This is a genomic window from Rubrivivax rivuli (assembly GCF_004016505.1).
GTDB lineage: Bacteria > Pseudomonadota > Gammaproteobacteria > Burkholderiales > Burkholderiaceae_C > Rubrivivax > Rubrivivax rivuli.
Genome location: NZ_SACR01000003.1, coordinates 182,563 through 197,846 on the forward strand (window position 1 = coordinate 182,563; position 15,284 = coordinate 197,846).

Consider the following 15,284-nt stretch of genomic DNA (forward strand, 5'->3'; position numbering starts at 1 on the left):
GAACGCCACCGGGGACGACAGCGAAGGAAGAAGAAAAAGATGAGAGTTCTGCATGTGGCCGCGGAAGTCTTTCCGCTGGTGAAGACCGGGGGCCTCGCCGACGTGGTGGCGGCGCTGCCGCTGGCCCAGGCCCAGCAAGGCGCTGACGTGCGCCTGCTGCTGCCGGGCTACCCGGCGGTGCTGGAGGCGGTGCAGGGCGCGCGCAGCGTCATCGACATCGGTGCCTGCTTCGGCGCCTTGCGCGTGCGCCTGCTGCTGGCACGCATGCCCGGCAGCAAGCTCCCGGTGTACGTGGTCGACGCGCCCTACCTCTACCGCCGTGGCGGCAGCCCTTACCAGGACAGCCAGGGTCAGGAGTGGGCCGACAACCTGCAGCGCTTTGCATTGCTGGGCTGGGTGGCCGCCCACCTGGCCGGCGACGACGCCGACCCGCAGTGGGTGCCCCAGGTGGTGCACGCGCACGATTGGCACGCCGCCATGGCCTGCGCCTACATCCGCGAGCACGGCGCCACCCCAGCCGCCACGGTCTACACCGTGCACAACCTGGCCTTCCAGGGGCTCTTCCCGATGCACGACTGGGCCATGCTGGGCCTGGGTTCGCACCTGATGTCGCCGGCAGGCCTGGAGTTCCACGGCCAGCTCAGCTTCATGAAGGCGGGCCTGAAGTGCGCCGACCGCATCACCACCGTGAGCCCCACCTACGCACAGGAGATCGCCACGCCCGAGTTCGGCTGCGGGCTGGACGGCGTCGTGCGGGGTCGGGGCGCCCATGTGCTCGGCATCCTCAACGGCATCGACCCGGCGCTGTGGAACCCGGCCACCGACCCGGCCATCGCCACGCGGTACGACGCCGAGCGCCCGGCCGGCAAGGCCGATTGCCGCCGAGCGCTGCAGCAAGAGCTCGGCCTGCGGCCCGACGACGGCGCACTGCTGCTGACCGTGGTGAGCCGTTTGACCGCGCAGAAGGGCCTGGACCTGGTGCTCGCGGCCCTGCCCGAGCTGGTGCAGGCGGGTGTGCAGTTCGCAGTGCAGGGCACCGGCGAGCCGGCGCTGGAGGCGGCCTTCCGCATGGCGCAGCAGGCCCACCCGGGGCGGGTGCATGTGCACATCGGCTACGACGAGGCGCGCGCGCACCGCCTGATCGCCGGGGCCGATGTCATCGCGGTGCCTTCGCGCTTCGAGCCTTGCGGCCTGACCCAGATGTACGGCCTGCGCTACGGCACCGTGCCGGTGGTCCGGCGCGTGGGCGGGCTGGCCGACACGGTGAGCGACGGCGTCACCGGCTTCACCTTCGACGCCGCCACGCCAGGCGCCTTCGAGCGCTGCGTGCTGCGCGCCCGCGCCGCGCGGGCCGCACCTGCCGAATGGCAAGGGCTGATGACGCGGGGCATGGCGCAAGAGCTGTCCTGGGCGGGCCCGGCGCGCAGCTACGACGCCCTGTACCGCGAAGCGCTGGCGGCAGGCCGCGCTTCGCCCGCAACGCCTGCCTAGGCCGCGCTCAGGCCAGGCGGGGCTGGAGTTCTCCGCGTGCTTCGGCCCAGGCCAGCAGCTCGGGCAGCGGCACGGGCCGGCAGACCCCGAAACCCTGGGCCATGTCGCAACCCAGCGTGCCCAGCAAGGCCAGCGTGAAGTTGTCTTCCACGCCTTCGGCGATCACGCTCAAGCCCAGGCCATGGGCCAGGCCGACGGTAGAGCGCACGATGTGCACGTCCTGCGCGTTGGCCGTCAGCTCCCTGACGAAGGCACGGTCGATCTTCAGCGAGCGCAGCGGCAGCCGCCGCAGGTAAGCCAGCGACGAGTAGCCGGTGCCGAAGTCGTCGATGTCCAGCGCCAGGCCCTGGCGGGCGAGGTCACCGATGACGGCGGCGGCGCGTTCAGGGTCGTTCATCAGCACGGTTTCGGTGATTTCCAGCGTCAGCGCCTCTGGGGGCAGCCCCGATTGCGCCAGCAGGGCGCGCACCGTTTCGGGAAAGGCCGCGTCCACCATGTTGTGCCCGGAGACATTGACCGCCACGCTGGTGAACAGACCCGCCGCGCGCATCTCGTGCAGCAGCGCCAGCGCCTGCCTGAGCACCTCGTGCGTGAGCAGGCTCATCAGTTCGCCCTTCTCGGCCACGCCGATGAACACCGAAGGCGGTACGCGGCCGTAGCGCGGGTGCTCCCAGCGCAACAAGGCTTCGCAGCCGGCCAGCCGGCCGTCCGCGACCCTCACCTTGGGCTGGAAGTGCAGGCTGAGCTGCTCGGTGCCCAAGGCCTTGCGCAGCTCGGAGATCATCTCCAGGCGGCGGGGCCCGCTGTTGTCGCGCCCGCGGTCGTAGGCACACACGCCAGACGGCTCGGCGTCTGCCCAGCCGAGGGCCACGTCCGCCGCCCGCAGCAACTCTGGCCCCGTGCAGTCGTCGCTGGGCATCGTGGCCGTGCCGATGCGCAGGCGCAGGATCAGCGTCAGCCCCGACACCGTGAAGGGCTGCGCCAGCAGCGCCTGCAGCGCGAGAGCCCGGGCCTGCAGTTCGGCCGCCGGCACCCGCTGCGGCAGGAGCAGCGCGAATTCGCTGGAGGTCAGCCGGTAGGCCTGGCCACCGGCAACCGCCGGTGCGCCCTGCAGGCGGCCGGCCACGGCCTGCAGCAGTTGGTCGCCGCTGCCGCGCCCGAGCGTGTCGTTGATCTGGCGGAAGTCACGCACGTCCAGCAACAGCAGCGTCAGGGCCTGCACCTCGGCCGTGGGTGCGCACAGGTGCTCGATGTCCTGCTGCAGCTTGTCGCGGTTCGGCAGCCCCGTCAGCGCGTCGTGCAGGGCGCGGTGGCGCAGGGTTTCCACATTGCGCGCATTGGCCATGGCCACGGCCAGGGGCGAAGAGGCGAGCTCGAAGGATGCGAGATCGTCATCGGTGAACACGTAGTGCAGGCGCAGCGCCATCACCATCACGCCGACCAGGCTCTGCTCGTGGATCAGCGGTATGCCCAGCAGCGTCTTCAGGCCCGCCGAGCGCGACTCGTGCCACAGGTGCATGTGCTTCGCGGAAGGCCCCCCCACGGCCACCATGCGGCGCTCGCGCAAAGCCAGCCCCACCACCGTGTTCTCGAGCGGCAGGCGGTGCAGTTTTGCCTTGAAGCCTGGGGGCGCGCCGGGCGCGTAAAGGGCCAGCAGCTCGGCGTGCTGCTCGTCGGCTCCGGTCTGGTAGAAGGCCGTCCACGCGCCGGGAAACACATGCGCCAGCTTGGCCACTGCCAGCGCCGCGAACTCCTGTGGCGTGTGGTTCTGGCGCAATTCGGGGGCCATGCTCAGCAGCAGGCCCTGCAGCTGGTCGCGGCGGCGCAGTTCCGTCAGCACCATCAGCTGGGCCGCCAGGTCGGCCAGTCCCACGGCCAGTTCGGTCTGTGCCTCGTCCCAGCCGGTCTGGGCCTCACGGTGCTCGCAACACAGCACGCCCGCCACGCGGCCCGCACGGCGGATGGTGGCGTCGAGCAAGGCCGCGAAACCAGCCGGCACCAGGTAGCTGTCGCGCAGCTCTGCCGTGCGAGGGTCGGCGAGGGCGTCGGCGGCGGCCAGCACACGTTCGTTGGCCAGCGCGTCGAAGTAACGCGGGAAGGTGGATGCGGCCAGCACGTCGCCCGAGGGTTGAGGCCCCTTGCCGCGCTCGCGCCGAGCCAGGCAGACGAGTTGCTGGCCGCGGTCGGTGAACTGCCAGATCGACACCACGTCAGCACCGATGCCACGCTCGGCCACTTCGAGCAGGCGGCTCAAGGCGGCGGCGAAGTGGCCGGTCCACAGGCTTTCGTCCTTTCCCAGGGCCAACAATTGCTGGCGCACGTCGCTCATGCGACGCTCCATGGCCCCGTGGGCCGAAGTCTCTGGGTGAGCGCTCATTCGGACTGCAGACGCGATGAGATCAGAAACGCCTTGATTCTGGCTGTTTCGGCCTCCGTCTGTCACTTCTCATCGCCATGAGGGCGATGGCCGCGAGGCACCGCCTCGGCACTGGCGGTCAAGCCCGAGGGCGCATGGGGCGAAGTGCTGCAGATGGCGGACAGGGCGGGATTCGAACCCGCGGGGGGCTGTTAACCCCCACACGCTTTCCAGGCGTGCGACTTAAACCGCTCATCCACCTGTCCGCTGCAAAGCGCGCATTCTAGCTTTCGGGCGCGGGGCTCACGGCGTGCGCGCGCAACCACTCCATCACGACGAAGTCGAGCGCGCGGGCGTGGGTGCACTCCAGCACCACGGGCGGTGCGCAGCCGTGTTCGTAGGCCTCACGCCACCGCAGTGCGCAGACGCACCAGCGGTCGCCGGGCTTCAGGCCGCGGAAACGGTGCTCGGGCCGCGGCGTGATGAGGTCGTTGCCGCGCTCCATCTGGAAGTTCAGGAACTCCACCGTGACCTTCGCACAGATGACGTGGCTGCCGTGGTCGTTGGCATCCGTGTGGCAGCAGCCGTCGCGGAACCAGCCGGTCAGCGGGTCGTAGCTGCAGGGCACCAGCGCGGTGCCGAGCACGTTCAAGGCGTGGGCGCGGTCCATGCGGGGCTCAGGTCTTGCCGCCCTTGCCGAGCAGGCCCATGGCCGTGCCGATGAGCGCCGAGACCTCGCTCATGTTGCCCGGCACGATCATGGTGTTGTTGGTCTTGGCCAGCTGGCCATAGGCCTCCACCGCCTTCTCGGCCACCTTCAGCTGCACGGCCTGCTCGCCACCCGGCTGCTGGATGGCCGCGGCGATCTTGCGGATGGCATCGGCCGTGGCATCGGCCACCGCCGTGATGGCCGCGGCCTCGCCCAGGGCGTTGTTGATCTCGGCCTGCTTCTCGCCCTCGCTGCGCGCGATGAAGGCTTCGCGTTCGCCGGTGGCGATGTTGATCTGCTCCTGGCGGCGGCCCTCGGAGGCCGCGATCAGCGCGCGCTTCTCGCGCTCGGCCGTGATCTGCGCCTGCATGCTGCGCAGGATCTCGGCCGGCGGCGTGAGGTCCTTGATCTCGTAGCGCAGCACCTTCACGCCCCAGGTCATGGCGGCTTCGTCCAGCGCGTTCACGACGCTGGCGTTGATCAGGTCGCGCTCTTCGAAGGTGCGGTCGAGTTCCATCTTGCCCACCACGCTGCGCAGCGTGGTCTGGGCCAGTTGCGTGATGGCCATCAGGTAGTCGCTGCTGCCGTAGCTGGCGCGCATGGGGTCGGTCACCTGGAAGTACAGGATGCCGTCGACCTGCAACTGCGTGTTGTCCTTGGTGATGCAGACCTGGCTGGGCACGTCCAGCGGCACCTCCTTCAGCGAATGCTTGTAGGCCACGCGGTCGACGAAGGGCACGAGCAGGCTGAGCCCGGGCGTGAGGGTGCGGTCGTACTTGCCCAGGCGCTCGACGACCCAGGCGTTCTGCTGCGGCACGATCTTCAGCGAGCGGATGATGAAGATGACCGCGATGACGGCCACGACGACGGCGATTTCGATTTCCATGGGCGGGGTGCGGCTCGGTGAACGCGGTGGAGAGGGCAGGTGAAAGGAGCAGGTGAAGGGGGCAGGGGGTGGCCGGCGTGTGCCGTTCAGCGCGTGGCGGGTTCCACGCGCAGCTCGTTGCCGTCCAGCGCCACGATGATGTGCTCGCCGGGGGCCGGGCTGCCGCTGCCGGCATGCCGCACCGCCCAGTGGGCGCCCCGGTAGGTGACGCGCGCCGTGCCGCCTTCGTCCCAGGCCGGCACCTGCACGCGCTGGCCGATGTCGATGTTGACATCGGCATTGCTCGGCGCCGGCTGCGCGCGCGGCCGCAGTTTGCGCACGAAGTACCACAGCACCACCGCGCCGCCGCCCACGGCCGAGGCCGTGATGAGCTGCGCCCGGAAGTCCAGGCCGGCCGAAGCCGCCATGGCACCGGCCACTGCGCCCAGGGCCAGCATGAGCAGGTAGAAAGTGCCGGTGGCGAGCTCGGCGGCCACCAGGGCACCGATCGTCAGCACCCACAGCGAGGTCGGGTCTGTGTCCAAGGCGCTTCTCCATCTCCAGGGGTCTTGTGCAGGGCAGTGTAGCCACGCCACACCGTGTCACGGCACGCCCCTACACTTCGCGCTCTCTTGTTCGACCCGAACGACCCCGCCTTCCCTTTTTCCAAGGCCGCGCCATGCTCCGCTTCCGTTTTCCCATCGTCATCATCGACGAAGACTTCCGTTCGGAGAACACCTCCGGCTTCGGCATCCGCGCGCTGGCCGAGGCCATCGAGAAGGAAGGTTTCGAGGTCCTGGGCGCCACGAGCTACGGCGACCTGAGCCAGTTCGCGCAGCAGCAAAGCCGCGCCAGCGCCTTCATCCTGAGCATCGACGACGAAGAGTTCACACCCGGGCCCGAGCTCGATCCGGCGGTGCTGAACCTGCGCAAGTTCATCCAGGAGATCCGCTTCAAGAACGCGGACATCCCGATCTACATCTACGGCGAGACGCGCACCAGCCAGCACATCCCGAACGACGTGCTGCGCGAGCTGCACGGCTTCATCCACATGTTCGAGGACACGCCGGAATTCGTGGCGCGCCACATCATCCGCGAGGCGCGCAGCTACCTCGACGGCCTGGCGCCCCCGTTCTTCAAGGCGCTGATGGACTACGCGCAGGACGGCAGCTACAGCTGGCACTGCCCGGGCCACAGCGGCGGCGTGGCGTTTCTGAAGAGCCCGGTGGGGCAGATGTTCCACCAGTTCTTCGGCGAGAACATGCTGCGCGCCGACGTGTGCAACAGCGTGGAAGAACTCGGCCAGCTGCTCGACCACACCGGCCCGGTGCTGCAGAGCGAGCGCAACGCCGCGCGCATCTTCAACGCCGACCACTGCTTCTTCGTCACCAACGGCACCAGCACCAGCAACAAGATGGTGTGGCACCACACGGTGGCGCCGGGCGACGTGGTGGTGGTCGACCGCAACTGCCACAAGAGCATCCTGCACAGCATCATCATGACGGGGGCGGTGCCGGTCTTCCTGCCGCCCACGCGCAACCACTACGGGATCATCGGCCCCATCCCCGAGAGCGAGTTCTCGCCCGAGGCCATCCGCGCCAAGATCGCCGCCAACCCGCTGCTGGCCGGGGTGGACCCGGCCACCGTGAAGCCGCGCATCCTGACGCTGACGCAGAGCACCTACGACGGCGTGCTCTACAACACCGAGACCATCAAGCACGCGCTGGACGGCTACATCGACACGCTGCACTTCGACGAGGCCTGGCTGCCGCACGCGGCCTTCCACACCTTCTACGGCCCGTACCACGCGATGGGCAAGAAGCGCCCGCGTCCGAAGGATCAGCTCGTCTTCGCGACGCAGAGCACGCACAAGCTGCTGGCCGGCATCAGCCAGGCCAGCCAGGTGCTGGTGCAAGACGCGCAAGAGCGCAAGCTAGACCGCCACCTCTTCAACGAGGCCTACCTGATGCACACCAGCACCAGCCCGCAGTACGCCATCATCGCCAGCTGCGACGTGGCCGCGGCGATGATGGAAGCGCCTGGCGGCCCGGCCCTGGTGGAAGAGAGCATCCAGGAGAGCCTGGACTTCCGCCGCGCGATGCGCAAGGTGGATGCCGACTTCGGCGACCAGGACTGGTGGTTCACCGTCTGGGGCCCGGAGACGCTGGCGGCCGAAGGCATCGGCCACAGCCGCGACTGGGTGCTCAAGGCCAACGAGCCCTGGCACGGCTTCGGCGACCTGGCCGACGGCTTCAACCTGCTCGACCCCATCAAGTGCACGCTGATCACCCCGGGCCTGGGCGTGAACGGCCAGTTCGCCGAGACCGGCATCCCGGCCAGCATCGTCACCAAGTTCCTGGCCGAGCACGGCGTGGTGGTGGAGAAGACGGGCCTGTACTCCTTCTTCATCATGTTCACCATCGGCATCACCAAGGGCCGCTGGAACACGCTGCTCACCGCGCTGCAACAGTTCAAGGACGACCACGACCGCAACGCGCCGCTGTGGCGCATCCTGCCGGAGTTCTGCGCCGCCCATCCGCGCTATGAGCGCATGGGCTTGCGCGACCTCTGCCAGGCCATCCACCAGACCTATGCCAAGGGCGACATCGCGCGGCTGACGACCGAGATGTACCTGTCAGACATCGTGCCGGCCATGAAGCCCAGCGACGCCTACGCGCACATCGCGCACCGCAAGACCGAGCGAGTGCCGATTGACCAGTTGGAAGGCCGCATCACCACCAGCCTGCTGACGCCTTACCCGCCGGGCATCCCGCTGCTGATCCCGGGTGAGCGCTTCAACAAGAAGATCTGCGACTACCTCCGCTTCACGCGCGAGTTCAATGCCGCCTTCCCGGGCTTCGACACCGACGTGCACGGCCTCGTGGAAGAAGAAGTGCCGGGCGAGGGCCGGCGCTACTACGTCGACTGCATCCAGGCCTGAGGCCTGCACAGCGAGGGCGGGGCTGCGGCCCCGGGCCCTCGATCCACCTCACTCGGTCGGAGCCATCATGCCCTGGCTGAAACCGCCGTCGACATAGGTGATCTCGGCCGTCACGCCGCCGGCCAGGTCGGACAGCAGGAAGGCGGCGACGTTGCCCACGTCCTCGATGGTGACGTTGCGGCCCAGCGGCGAGGCGCTGGCCACCATGCCCAGCAGCTTGCCGAAATCCTTGATGCCGCTGGCCGCCAGCGTCTTGATGGGGCCGGCCGAGATGCCGTTCACACGGATGCCGCGTTTGCCCATGCTGGCCGCCAGGTAGCGCACGCTGGCCTCCAGGCTGGCCTTGGCCAGGCCCATGGTGTTGTAGTTCGGCACCGCGCGCAGCGCGCCCAGGTAGCTGAGCGTCAGCAGCGCGCCGCCCGTGCGCAGGTAGGGCAGCGCGGCTTTGGCCATGGCCGGGAAGCTGTAGGCCGAGATTTCGTGCGTGATGCGGAAGTTCTCGCGCGTCAGGCCGTCGAGAAAGTCGCCGGCGATGGCTTCGCGCGGGGCGAAGCCGATGCTGTGCACGAAACCATCGAACTGGCCCCAGGCGGCGCCCAGGCCTTCGAACATGGCCTGGATCTGCTCGTCGCTGCTGACGTCGCAATCGAAGATCAGTTCGGTGCCCAGTTCCTTGGCGAACTCGACGGTGCGGTCTTTGAAGCGCTCGCCCACGTAGCTGAGCGCCACCTCGGCGCCTTGCGCACGGCAGGCCTTGGCGATGCCGAAGGCGATCGAACGGTTGGACAGCACCCCAGTGATGAGGAAGCGCTTGCCGGCGAGGAATCCCATGCGTGTCTCCAGATGGCGGGCGCCGCGCGGTGCACGGCCCCGGTTTTGAGCGGGCGCGATTCTGTCACGCAGGAGGGGCGCCACTTCGGGGCGGTGCAGCGTGGTGTGCGCACCACGTTCAGGCGCTGCGGCTCCAGAAGGGCGGGTGCCGGCACGGTTGCTGCCTGTCACGTTCGCCGGTTATACTTCTGGTTTTCCGGGTAATGCTGCGTGGGCGGAATCTTCCAGCCCATTTTTTTTGCTTGATCGACGCTGATGAAGCGCCCCTGCCCCCTGCAGAGGCCGTGCACCGCACGGTGCCTGCCAGGGCCGGCGCTTCAGATGACCGGTCTTGGCGGCGCGCCCGGCGACAGGGGCGGCTGGCAAGAAGCCCGTTGGTTCACAGCGGGCCCAGAGAGCGTATCGGTCGGATCAGGCAAAAAGCGGACAAGCAGCGTTTGAACAGCAAAAACCTCAAGGCCGGCGGCAAGGTTGCCGGCTTATCCACAGCGCAAGATACACGCAAGGGCGGCGGCAAAAGCCGCGTGGCTGGCGTGGGCGGCGCTGCGCGTGATGGTTTTCGCACGCCGCGCCCTCCGCGTGAGCCCCGCCCGGTGCCGGAAGGCGAGCGCGTGGGTTGGCGTGAAGCCATCAACGCCACGGTGGCGGGTCTGGGTTTCGACGTGGTGGATGTGGAGCGTGCGCCGCGCGGCCTGCTGCGCATCACCATCGACCGCCAGCCGGGCCGCGCTTACCCGATCCCCAGCGAATTCGTGCTGGTCGAGGACTGCGAGCAGGTCACGCGCCAGCTGCAGTACGCGCTGGAAGTGGAAGGGCTCGATTACAGCCGGCTCGAGGTGTCCTCGCCGGGTCTGGACCGGCCGCTGAAGACCGAGGCCGATTACGAGCGTTTCAGTGGCGAGGCCGTGAACATCGTGTTGAAGACGCCTTTCCAGGGCCGCAAGAACTGGCAGGGCGTGCTGCAGCGCGCGGTGCCCGAAGCCGTGCTGGCCGAGCCGGCAGAAGCCGGCGCGGCTGCGCCCGTGAGCGGCTGGCAACTGGTCTTCAAGCAAGGCAAGGCCGAGCAGGTGCTCGGTTTCAATTTCGACGAAGTGCGCGAGGCTCGCCTCGTGCCTGTGGTGGATTTCAAGGGCCGCAAGCCCCGCGGTGACGCGGCGGCGGGCGAGCCGGCTGGTGAGGCGCCCGACGCGGCGGCCGCGCCGGGCACAGATGGAGGCTAGGGACTGATGAATCGCGAAATGCTGATGCTGGTGGACGCCATCTCGCGCGAGAAGACGGTGGACCGCGAGGTCGTCTTCGGCGCCGTCGAGGCCGCGCTCGCCTCGGCGACGAAGAAGCTCAACGGCGGCGAGGTCGACATTCGCGTCGCCGTCGACCGCGAGACCGGCGAGTACGAGACCTTCCGCCGCTGGCTCGTCGTGCCCGACAGCGCCGGCCTGCAGAACCCCGATGCCGAGGAACTGCTCTCCGACGCGCTGGAGCGCATTCCCGACATCGAGGAAGGCGACTACATCGAAGAGGCCATCGAGTCGCTGACCATCGGCCGCATCGGTGCGCAGGCGGCCAAGCAGGTCATCCTGCAGAAGATCCGCGATGCCGAGCGCGAGCAGCTGCTCAACGACTTCCTCGCCCGCGGCGAGAAGATCTTTGTCGGCACCGTCAAGCGCCTGGACAAGGGCGACATCATCGTCGAGAGCGGCCGCGTCGAAGGGCGCCTGAAGCGCAGCGAGATGATCCCCAAGGAAAACCTGCGCAGTGGCGACCGCGTGCGCGCTTTCCTGATGGGCATCGACCCCACGCAGCGCGGCCCGCAGATCATGCTCAGCCGCAGCGCCCCGGGTTTCATGATCGAGCTGTTTGCCCAGGAAGTGCCCGAGATCGAGCAGGGCCTGCTGGAGATCAAGAGCTGCGCCCGCGACCCGGGCAGCCGCGCCAAGATCGCCGTCATCAGCCACGACCGCCGCGTCGACCCCATCGGCACCTGCGTCGGTGTGCGCGGCTCGCGGGTCAACGCCGTCACCAACGAGATCGCGGGTGAGCGCGTGGACATCGTGCTGTGGTCGGAAGACCCGGCGCAGTTCGTCATCGGCGCGCTGGCCCCGGCCAACGTGGTGAGCATCGTCGTCGACGAAGAGCGCCATGCCATGGACGTGGTGGTCGACGAAGAGAACCTCGCCATCGCCATCGGCCGCGGCGGTCAGAACGTGCGTCTTGCAAGCGAACTGACCGGCTGGCGCATCAACATCATGACGGCCGAGGAGAGCCAGGCCAAGCAGGCCACCGAAAGTGAATCGGTGCGCCAGCTCTTCGTCGACAAGCTCGACGTCGACGCCGAAGTGGCCGACATCCTGATCGCCGAAGGTTTCAGCAGCCTGGAAGAGGTGGCCTACGTGCCGCTGCAGGAAATGCTGGAGATCGAAAGCTTCGACGAGGACACCGTGCACGAACTGCGCACCCGTGCCAAGGACGCGCTGCTGACGATGGAGATCGAGAAGGAAGAGAAGGTCGAGGAGGTGTCGCAGGACCTGCGCGACCTCGAAGGTCTCAACCCCGAGCTGATCGCCAAGCTGGCCGGGGGTGGCATCCACACCCGCGACGACCTGGCCGACCTGGCCGTCGACGAGCTCACCGACATGACCGGCATTGATGACGAGGCTGCCAAGGCTTTGATCATGAAGGCCCGCGAGCACTGGTTCAACGTCTGAACGCCAGACTGAACTGCTGTAACGCCCGCACCGAACACCCGAGGAAAACGCACCCATGGCCGTGACCACTGTCGCCCAATTCGCAGCCCAGCTTGGCCGCCCCACCACGGCCCTGATCGAGCAGCTGCAATCGGCCGGCGTGACCAAGCAGTCACCGGACGACGCGCTGACCGAATCGGACAAGGAGCGTCTGCTCGACTACCTGCGCAACGCCCACGGCACCAGTGCCGGCGCCGAGCGCAAGAAGATCACGCTGACGAAGAAGACCTCCACCGAGATCAAGCAGGCCGACGCCAGCGGGCGTGCCCGCACCATCCAGGTGGAAGTGCGCAAGAAGCGGGTGTTCGTCAAGCGCGACGATGCGTCGCCAGCCACCGAGGAAACCGGCCCGAGCGCGGAAGACCTTGACCTGCAGCGCCGCGAGGAAGAAGCGCGCGCCCAGGCCGAAGCCATCCGCAAGCAGGAAGAAGAGCTGGCCGAAGCGCGCCGCGTGCGTGAAGAGCAGGAGCGCGCCGCGCGCGAAGCCGCTGAAGCGGCTGCTGCCGCCGCCGCAGCCCTGGCCCGCGCTGCCGCGCTGGAGACGCCCAAGCCCGTGCGCAAGGGGGCGAAGGTCGACGCCGAGAAGGCCGCCACCGAGAAGGCCGCGGAAAAGGCCTCGGAAGCTGCTGCCGAGGCGAAGGCCGCCGAGGCCGCTGCAGCCGCCGAGCCGCCCAAGCCCGTGGAGCCGGCCAAGCCGCTGCTGCGCGTGGTGAAGGCCGCCGACAAGGCCGCCGAAGACACCGCCAAGGCCGAAGACCTGGCCCGCCGCCGCAAGGCCGCCGAGGCCGAAGCCGCCGCCATCCGCGCGATGATGAACGCGCCGAAGAAGGTGCTGGTGGCCAAGAAGCCGGAAGAGCCCAAGCCGGCCGAAGCCGCGAAGGAAGCCATCAAGGGCACCATCCACAAGCCCACGGCCAAGCCAGGCGCGCCGGGTGCGACCACTGCGGTGGCCAAGCCGGGCGACAAGAAGCAGGTCAAGAGCGAGAAGCTCAGCAGCAGCTGGGCCGACGACGCCGCCAAGAAGCGCGCCGCGCTCAAGACGCGGGGCGACAGTGGTGCCGGCCGGCCGGGCTGGCGCGCGCCGCGCGGCGGTGCACGCCGCGGCGGCACCGAGGGCGGGCCGAGCTTCACGCCGGCGCCCGAGGCGCAGGTGCAAGAGGTGCACGTGCCCGAGACCATCTCGGTGGCCGACCTCGCGCACAAGATGAGCGTGAAGGCCTCCGAGGTCATCAAGCAGCTGATGAAGCTGGGCCAGATGGTCACCATCAACCAGCAGCTCGACCAGGAGACGGCGATGATCGTCGTCGAGGAAATGGGCCACAAGGCGCTGGCCGCCAAGCTGGACGACCCGGAAGCCTTCACCGAAGAAGAAACCGCGCTGCACGACGCCGCCGACCAGCTGCCGCGTGCACCGGTCGTCACGGTGATGGGCCACGTCGACCACGGCAAGACCAGCCTGCTGGACTACATCCGCCGCGCCCGTGTGGCCGCGGGTGAGGCCGGCGGCATCACGCAGCACATCGGCGCCTACCACGTGGAAACGCCGCGCGGCATGATCACCTTCCTCGACACCCCGGGCCACGCCGCGTTCACCGCGATGCGCGCCCGCGGTGCCAAGGCCACCGACATCGTCATCCTGGTGGTGGCGGCCGACGACGGCGTGATGCCGCAGACCAAGGAAGCCATCGCCCACGCGAAGGCCGCCGGCGTGCCCATCGTCGTGGCGATGAACAAGATCGACAAACCCGATTCCAACCTCGAGCGCGTGAAGAGCGAACTCGTGGCCGAGGGCGTGATCCCCGAAGATTTCGGTGGCGATTCGCCTTTCGTGGGCGTCTCGGCCAAGGTCGGCACGGGCATCGACACGCTGCTGGAGCAGGTGCTGCTGCAGGCCGAAGTGCTGGAACTGGTGGCGCCGAAAGACGCCCCGGCCAAGGGCCTGGTCATCGAAGCCAAGCTCGACAAGGGGCGCGGCCCGGTGGCCACGGTGCTGGTGCAGAGCGGCACGCTCAAGAAGGGCGATGTCGTGCTGGCCGGCAGCAGCTATGGCCGCGTGCGTGCCATGCTGGACGAAGACGGCCACGCCACCGAGAGCGCCGGCCCGTCGATGCCGGTGGAGATCCAGGGCCTGACCGAAGTGCCGCAGGCCGGTGACGAGTTCATGGTGCTGGGCGACGAGCGCCGTGCGCGCGAAATCGCCACCTTCCGCCAGGGCAAGTACCGCGAAGTGACGCTGAACAAGCGCCAGGCCGCCAAGCTGGAAGGCATGTTCGAGAACATGGGCGAAGGCGCCGCGCAGACGCTGAGCCTGATCGTCAAGGCCGACGTGCAGGGTTCGCAGGAAGCGCTGGCCCAGAGCCTGCTCAAGCTGAGCACGGCCGAGGTGAAGGTGCAGATCGTGCACGCCGCCGTGGGTGGCATCACCGAGAGCGACATCAACCTGGCCATCGCCAGCAAGGCGGTTGTCATCGGCTTCAACACGCGGGCCGATGCCGGTGCGCGCAAGCTGGCCGAAGGCAACGGCGTCGACATCAAGTACTACAACATCATTTACGACGCGGTCGACGAGATCAAGGCGGCGATGGGCGGCATGCTGGCCCCTGAGCAGCGTGAAGAGGTCATCGGCACCGCCGAGATCCGCACGGTGTTCGTGGCCAGCAAGATCGGCACCGTGGCCGGCAGCTACATCACCGCCGGCCAGGTGGTGCGCAACGCCAAGTTCCGCCTGCTGCGCGACAACGTGGTGATCTACACCGGCGAGATCGAATCGGTGAAGCGCCTGAAGGACGACGTGCGCGAGGTCAAGGAAGGCTTCGAGTGCGGCATCAAGCTGAAGAACTACAACGACATCAAGGAAGGCGATCAGCTCGAGTTCTTCGAGGTGAAGGAAGTGGCACGGACGCTGTAAGGCGGATTTGCCCTCACCTGCAAACCCCGCCTGCTGCAAAGTAGGCGGGGTTTGTACTTAAAGGTCTGCACCCATGCGACACAAGAAGTCAGTCCCCAATCGCAGCTACCGCGTCGCCGACCAGATCCAGCGCGACGTGGCCGAACTCATCCGCGATCTGAAGGATCCGCGGCTGGGCATGGTCACGATCAACAGCGTGGAAGTCACGCCCGACTACGCACACGCGCAGGTCTACTTCTCGGTGCTGGTGGGCACGCCCGAGGACAGCGCCGCGGCGCTGAACGAGGCTGCGGGTTTCATCCGCAACGGGCTCTTCAAGCGCCTGGCCATCCACACCGTGCCGACGCTGCACTTCCATTACGACAAGACCACCGAACGCGCCGCCGACCTCTCGGCCTTGATCGCCAAGGCCAACAGCGTGCGCGCCAAAGAAGACTGA

At 68.2% G+C, this 15,284-nt stretch carries 11 protein-coding genes and 1 tRNA gene; 6 read left to right on the forward strand and 6 right to left on the reverse strand.

Annotated features, from left to right (window positions below; genetic code table 11):
* Positions 1-39 precede the first annotated feature (39 nt).
* Positions 40-1,491 (forward strand): glycogen synthase GlgA, encoded by a 1,452-nt coding sequence (gene glgA, locus EOE66_RS09365; RefSeq protein ID WP_128228440.1) that lies wholly within the window; start codon positions 40-42, stop codon positions 1,489-1,491.
* Between the two features lie 7 nt (positions 1,492-1,498).
* Here glgA and EOE66_RS09370 read toward each other — a convergent pair whose 3' ends face one another.
* The 5 genes from EOE66_RS09370 to EOE66_RS09390 form a co-directional block, all read right to left on the reverse strand.
* A complete protein-coding gene (locus EOE66_RS09370) occupies positions 1,499-3,820 on the reverse strand; it encodes a putative bifunctional diguanylate cyclase/phosphodiesterase (RefSeq protein ID WP_164885058.1) in 2,322 nt (773 codons plus the stop codon).
* A gap of 202 nt (positions 3,821-4,022) precedes the next feature.
* Positions 4,023-4,113: transfer RNA gene (locus EOE66_RS09375), tRNA-Ser, on the reverse strand.
* Between the two features lie 17 nt (positions 4,114-4,130).
* Complete coding sequence (locus EOE66_RS09380; RefSeq protein ID WP_128228442.1) at positions 4,131-4,517, reverse strand: DUF2237 family protein; 387 nt, start codon at positions 4,515-4,517, stop codon at positions 4,131-4,133.
* 7 nt (positions 4,518-4,524) lie between these two features.
* Positions 4,525-5,436, reverse strand: a complete 912-nt coding sequence (locus EOE66_RS09385) for an SPFH domain-containing protein (RefSeq protein ID WP_128228967.1) — start codon at positions 5,434-5,436, stop codon at positions 4,525-4,527.
* Between the two features lie 92 nt (positions 5,437-5,528).
* A complete protein-coding gene (locus EOE66_RS09390; RefSeq protein ID WP_245478975.1) occupies positions 5,529-5,966 on the reverse strand; it encodes an NfeD family protein in 438 nt (145 codons plus the stop codon).
* Positions 5,967-6,100: 134 nt separating this feature from the next.
* On the opposite strand from EOE66_RS09390, the gene EOE66_RS09395 reads away from it, so the two are divergent.
* Complete coding sequence (locus EOE66_RS09395) at positions 6,101-8,362, forward strand: arginine/lysine/ornithine decarboxylase (protein WP_128228443.1); 2,262 nt, start codon at positions 6,101-6,103, stop codon at positions 8,360-8,362.
* A gap of 48 nt (positions 8,363-8,410) precedes the next feature.
* Here EOE66_RS09395 and fabI read toward each other — a convergent pair whose 3' ends face one another.
* On the reverse strand, positions 8,411-9,193 hold the full coding sequence (gene fabI / locus EOE66_RS09400; protein WP_128228444.1) for an enoyl-ACP reductase FabI: 783 nt from the start codon (positions 9,191-9,193) through the stop codon (positions 8,411-8,413).
* Between the two features lie 242 nt (positions 9,194-9,435).
* Between fabI and rimP the strand changes: the two genes are divergently transcribed.
* The 4 genes from rimP (at position 9,436) to rbfA (ending at position 15,284) form a co-directional block, all read left to right on the forward strand.
* Positions 9,436-10,413 carry a ribosome maturation factor RimP gene (gene rimP, locus EOE66_RS22360; protein WP_310733103.1) on the forward strand — a complete coding sequence of 326 codons (978 nt, stop codon included), beginning with the start codon at positions 9,436-9,438 and terminating at the stop codon, positions 10,411-10,413.
* A gap of 6 nt (positions 10,414-10,419) precedes the next feature.
* Positions 10,420-11,898 (forward strand): transcription termination factor NusA, encoded by a 1,479-nt coding sequence (gene nusA, locus EOE66_RS09410; RefSeq protein ID WP_128228445.1) that lies wholly within the window; start codon positions 10,420-10,422, stop codon positions 11,896-11,898.
* 55 nt (positions 11,899-11,953) lie between these two features.
* Positions 11,954-14,845 carry a translation initiation factor IF-2 gene (gene infB, locus EOE66_RS09415; protein ID WP_128228446.1) on the forward strand — a complete coding sequence of 964 codons (2,892 nt, stop codon included), beginning with the start codon at positions 11,954-11,956 and terminating at the stop codon, positions 14,843-14,845.
* A gap of 73 nt (positions 14,846-14,918) precedes the next feature.
* Positions 14,919-15,284 carry a 30S ribosome-binding factor RbfA gene (gene rbfA / locus EOE66_RS09420; protein ID WP_054139705.1) on the forward strand — a complete coding sequence of 122 codons (366 nt, stop codon included), beginning with the start codon at positions 14,919-14,921 and terminating at the stop codon, positions 15,282-15,284.

Coding starts and splice junctions, on each gene's coding strand:
- glgA (WP_128228440.1), top strand. CDS start 40: ATGAGAGTTCTGCATGTGGCCGCGGAAGTCTTTCCGCTGGTGAAGACC.
- EOE66_RS09370 (WP_164885058.1), bottom strand. CDS start 3,820: ATGAGCGACGTGCGCCAGCAATTGTTGGCCCTGGGAAAGGACGAAAGC.
- EOE66_RS09380 (WP_128228442.1), bottom strand. CDS start 4,517: ATGGACCGCGCCCACGCCTTGAACGTGCTCGGCACCGCGCTGGTGCCC.
- EOE66_RS09395 (WP_128228443.1), top strand. CDS start 6,101: ATGCTCCGCTTCCGTTTTCCCATCGTCATCATCGACGAAGACTTCCGT.
- fabI (WP_128228444.1), bottom strand. CDS start 9,193: ATGGGATTCCTCGCCGGCAAGCGCTTCCTCATCACTGGGGTGCTGTCC.
- nusA (WP_128228445.1), top strand. CDS start 10,420: ATGAATCGCGAAATGCTGATGCTGGTGGACGCCATCTCGCGCGAGAAG.
- infB (WP_128228446.1), top strand. CDS start 11,954: ATGGCCGTGACCACTGTCGCCCAATTCGCAGCCCAGCTTGGCCGCCCC.
- rbfA (WP_054139705.1), top strand. CDS start 14,919: ATGCGACACAAGAAGTCAGTCCCCAATCGCAGCTACCGCGTCGCCGAC.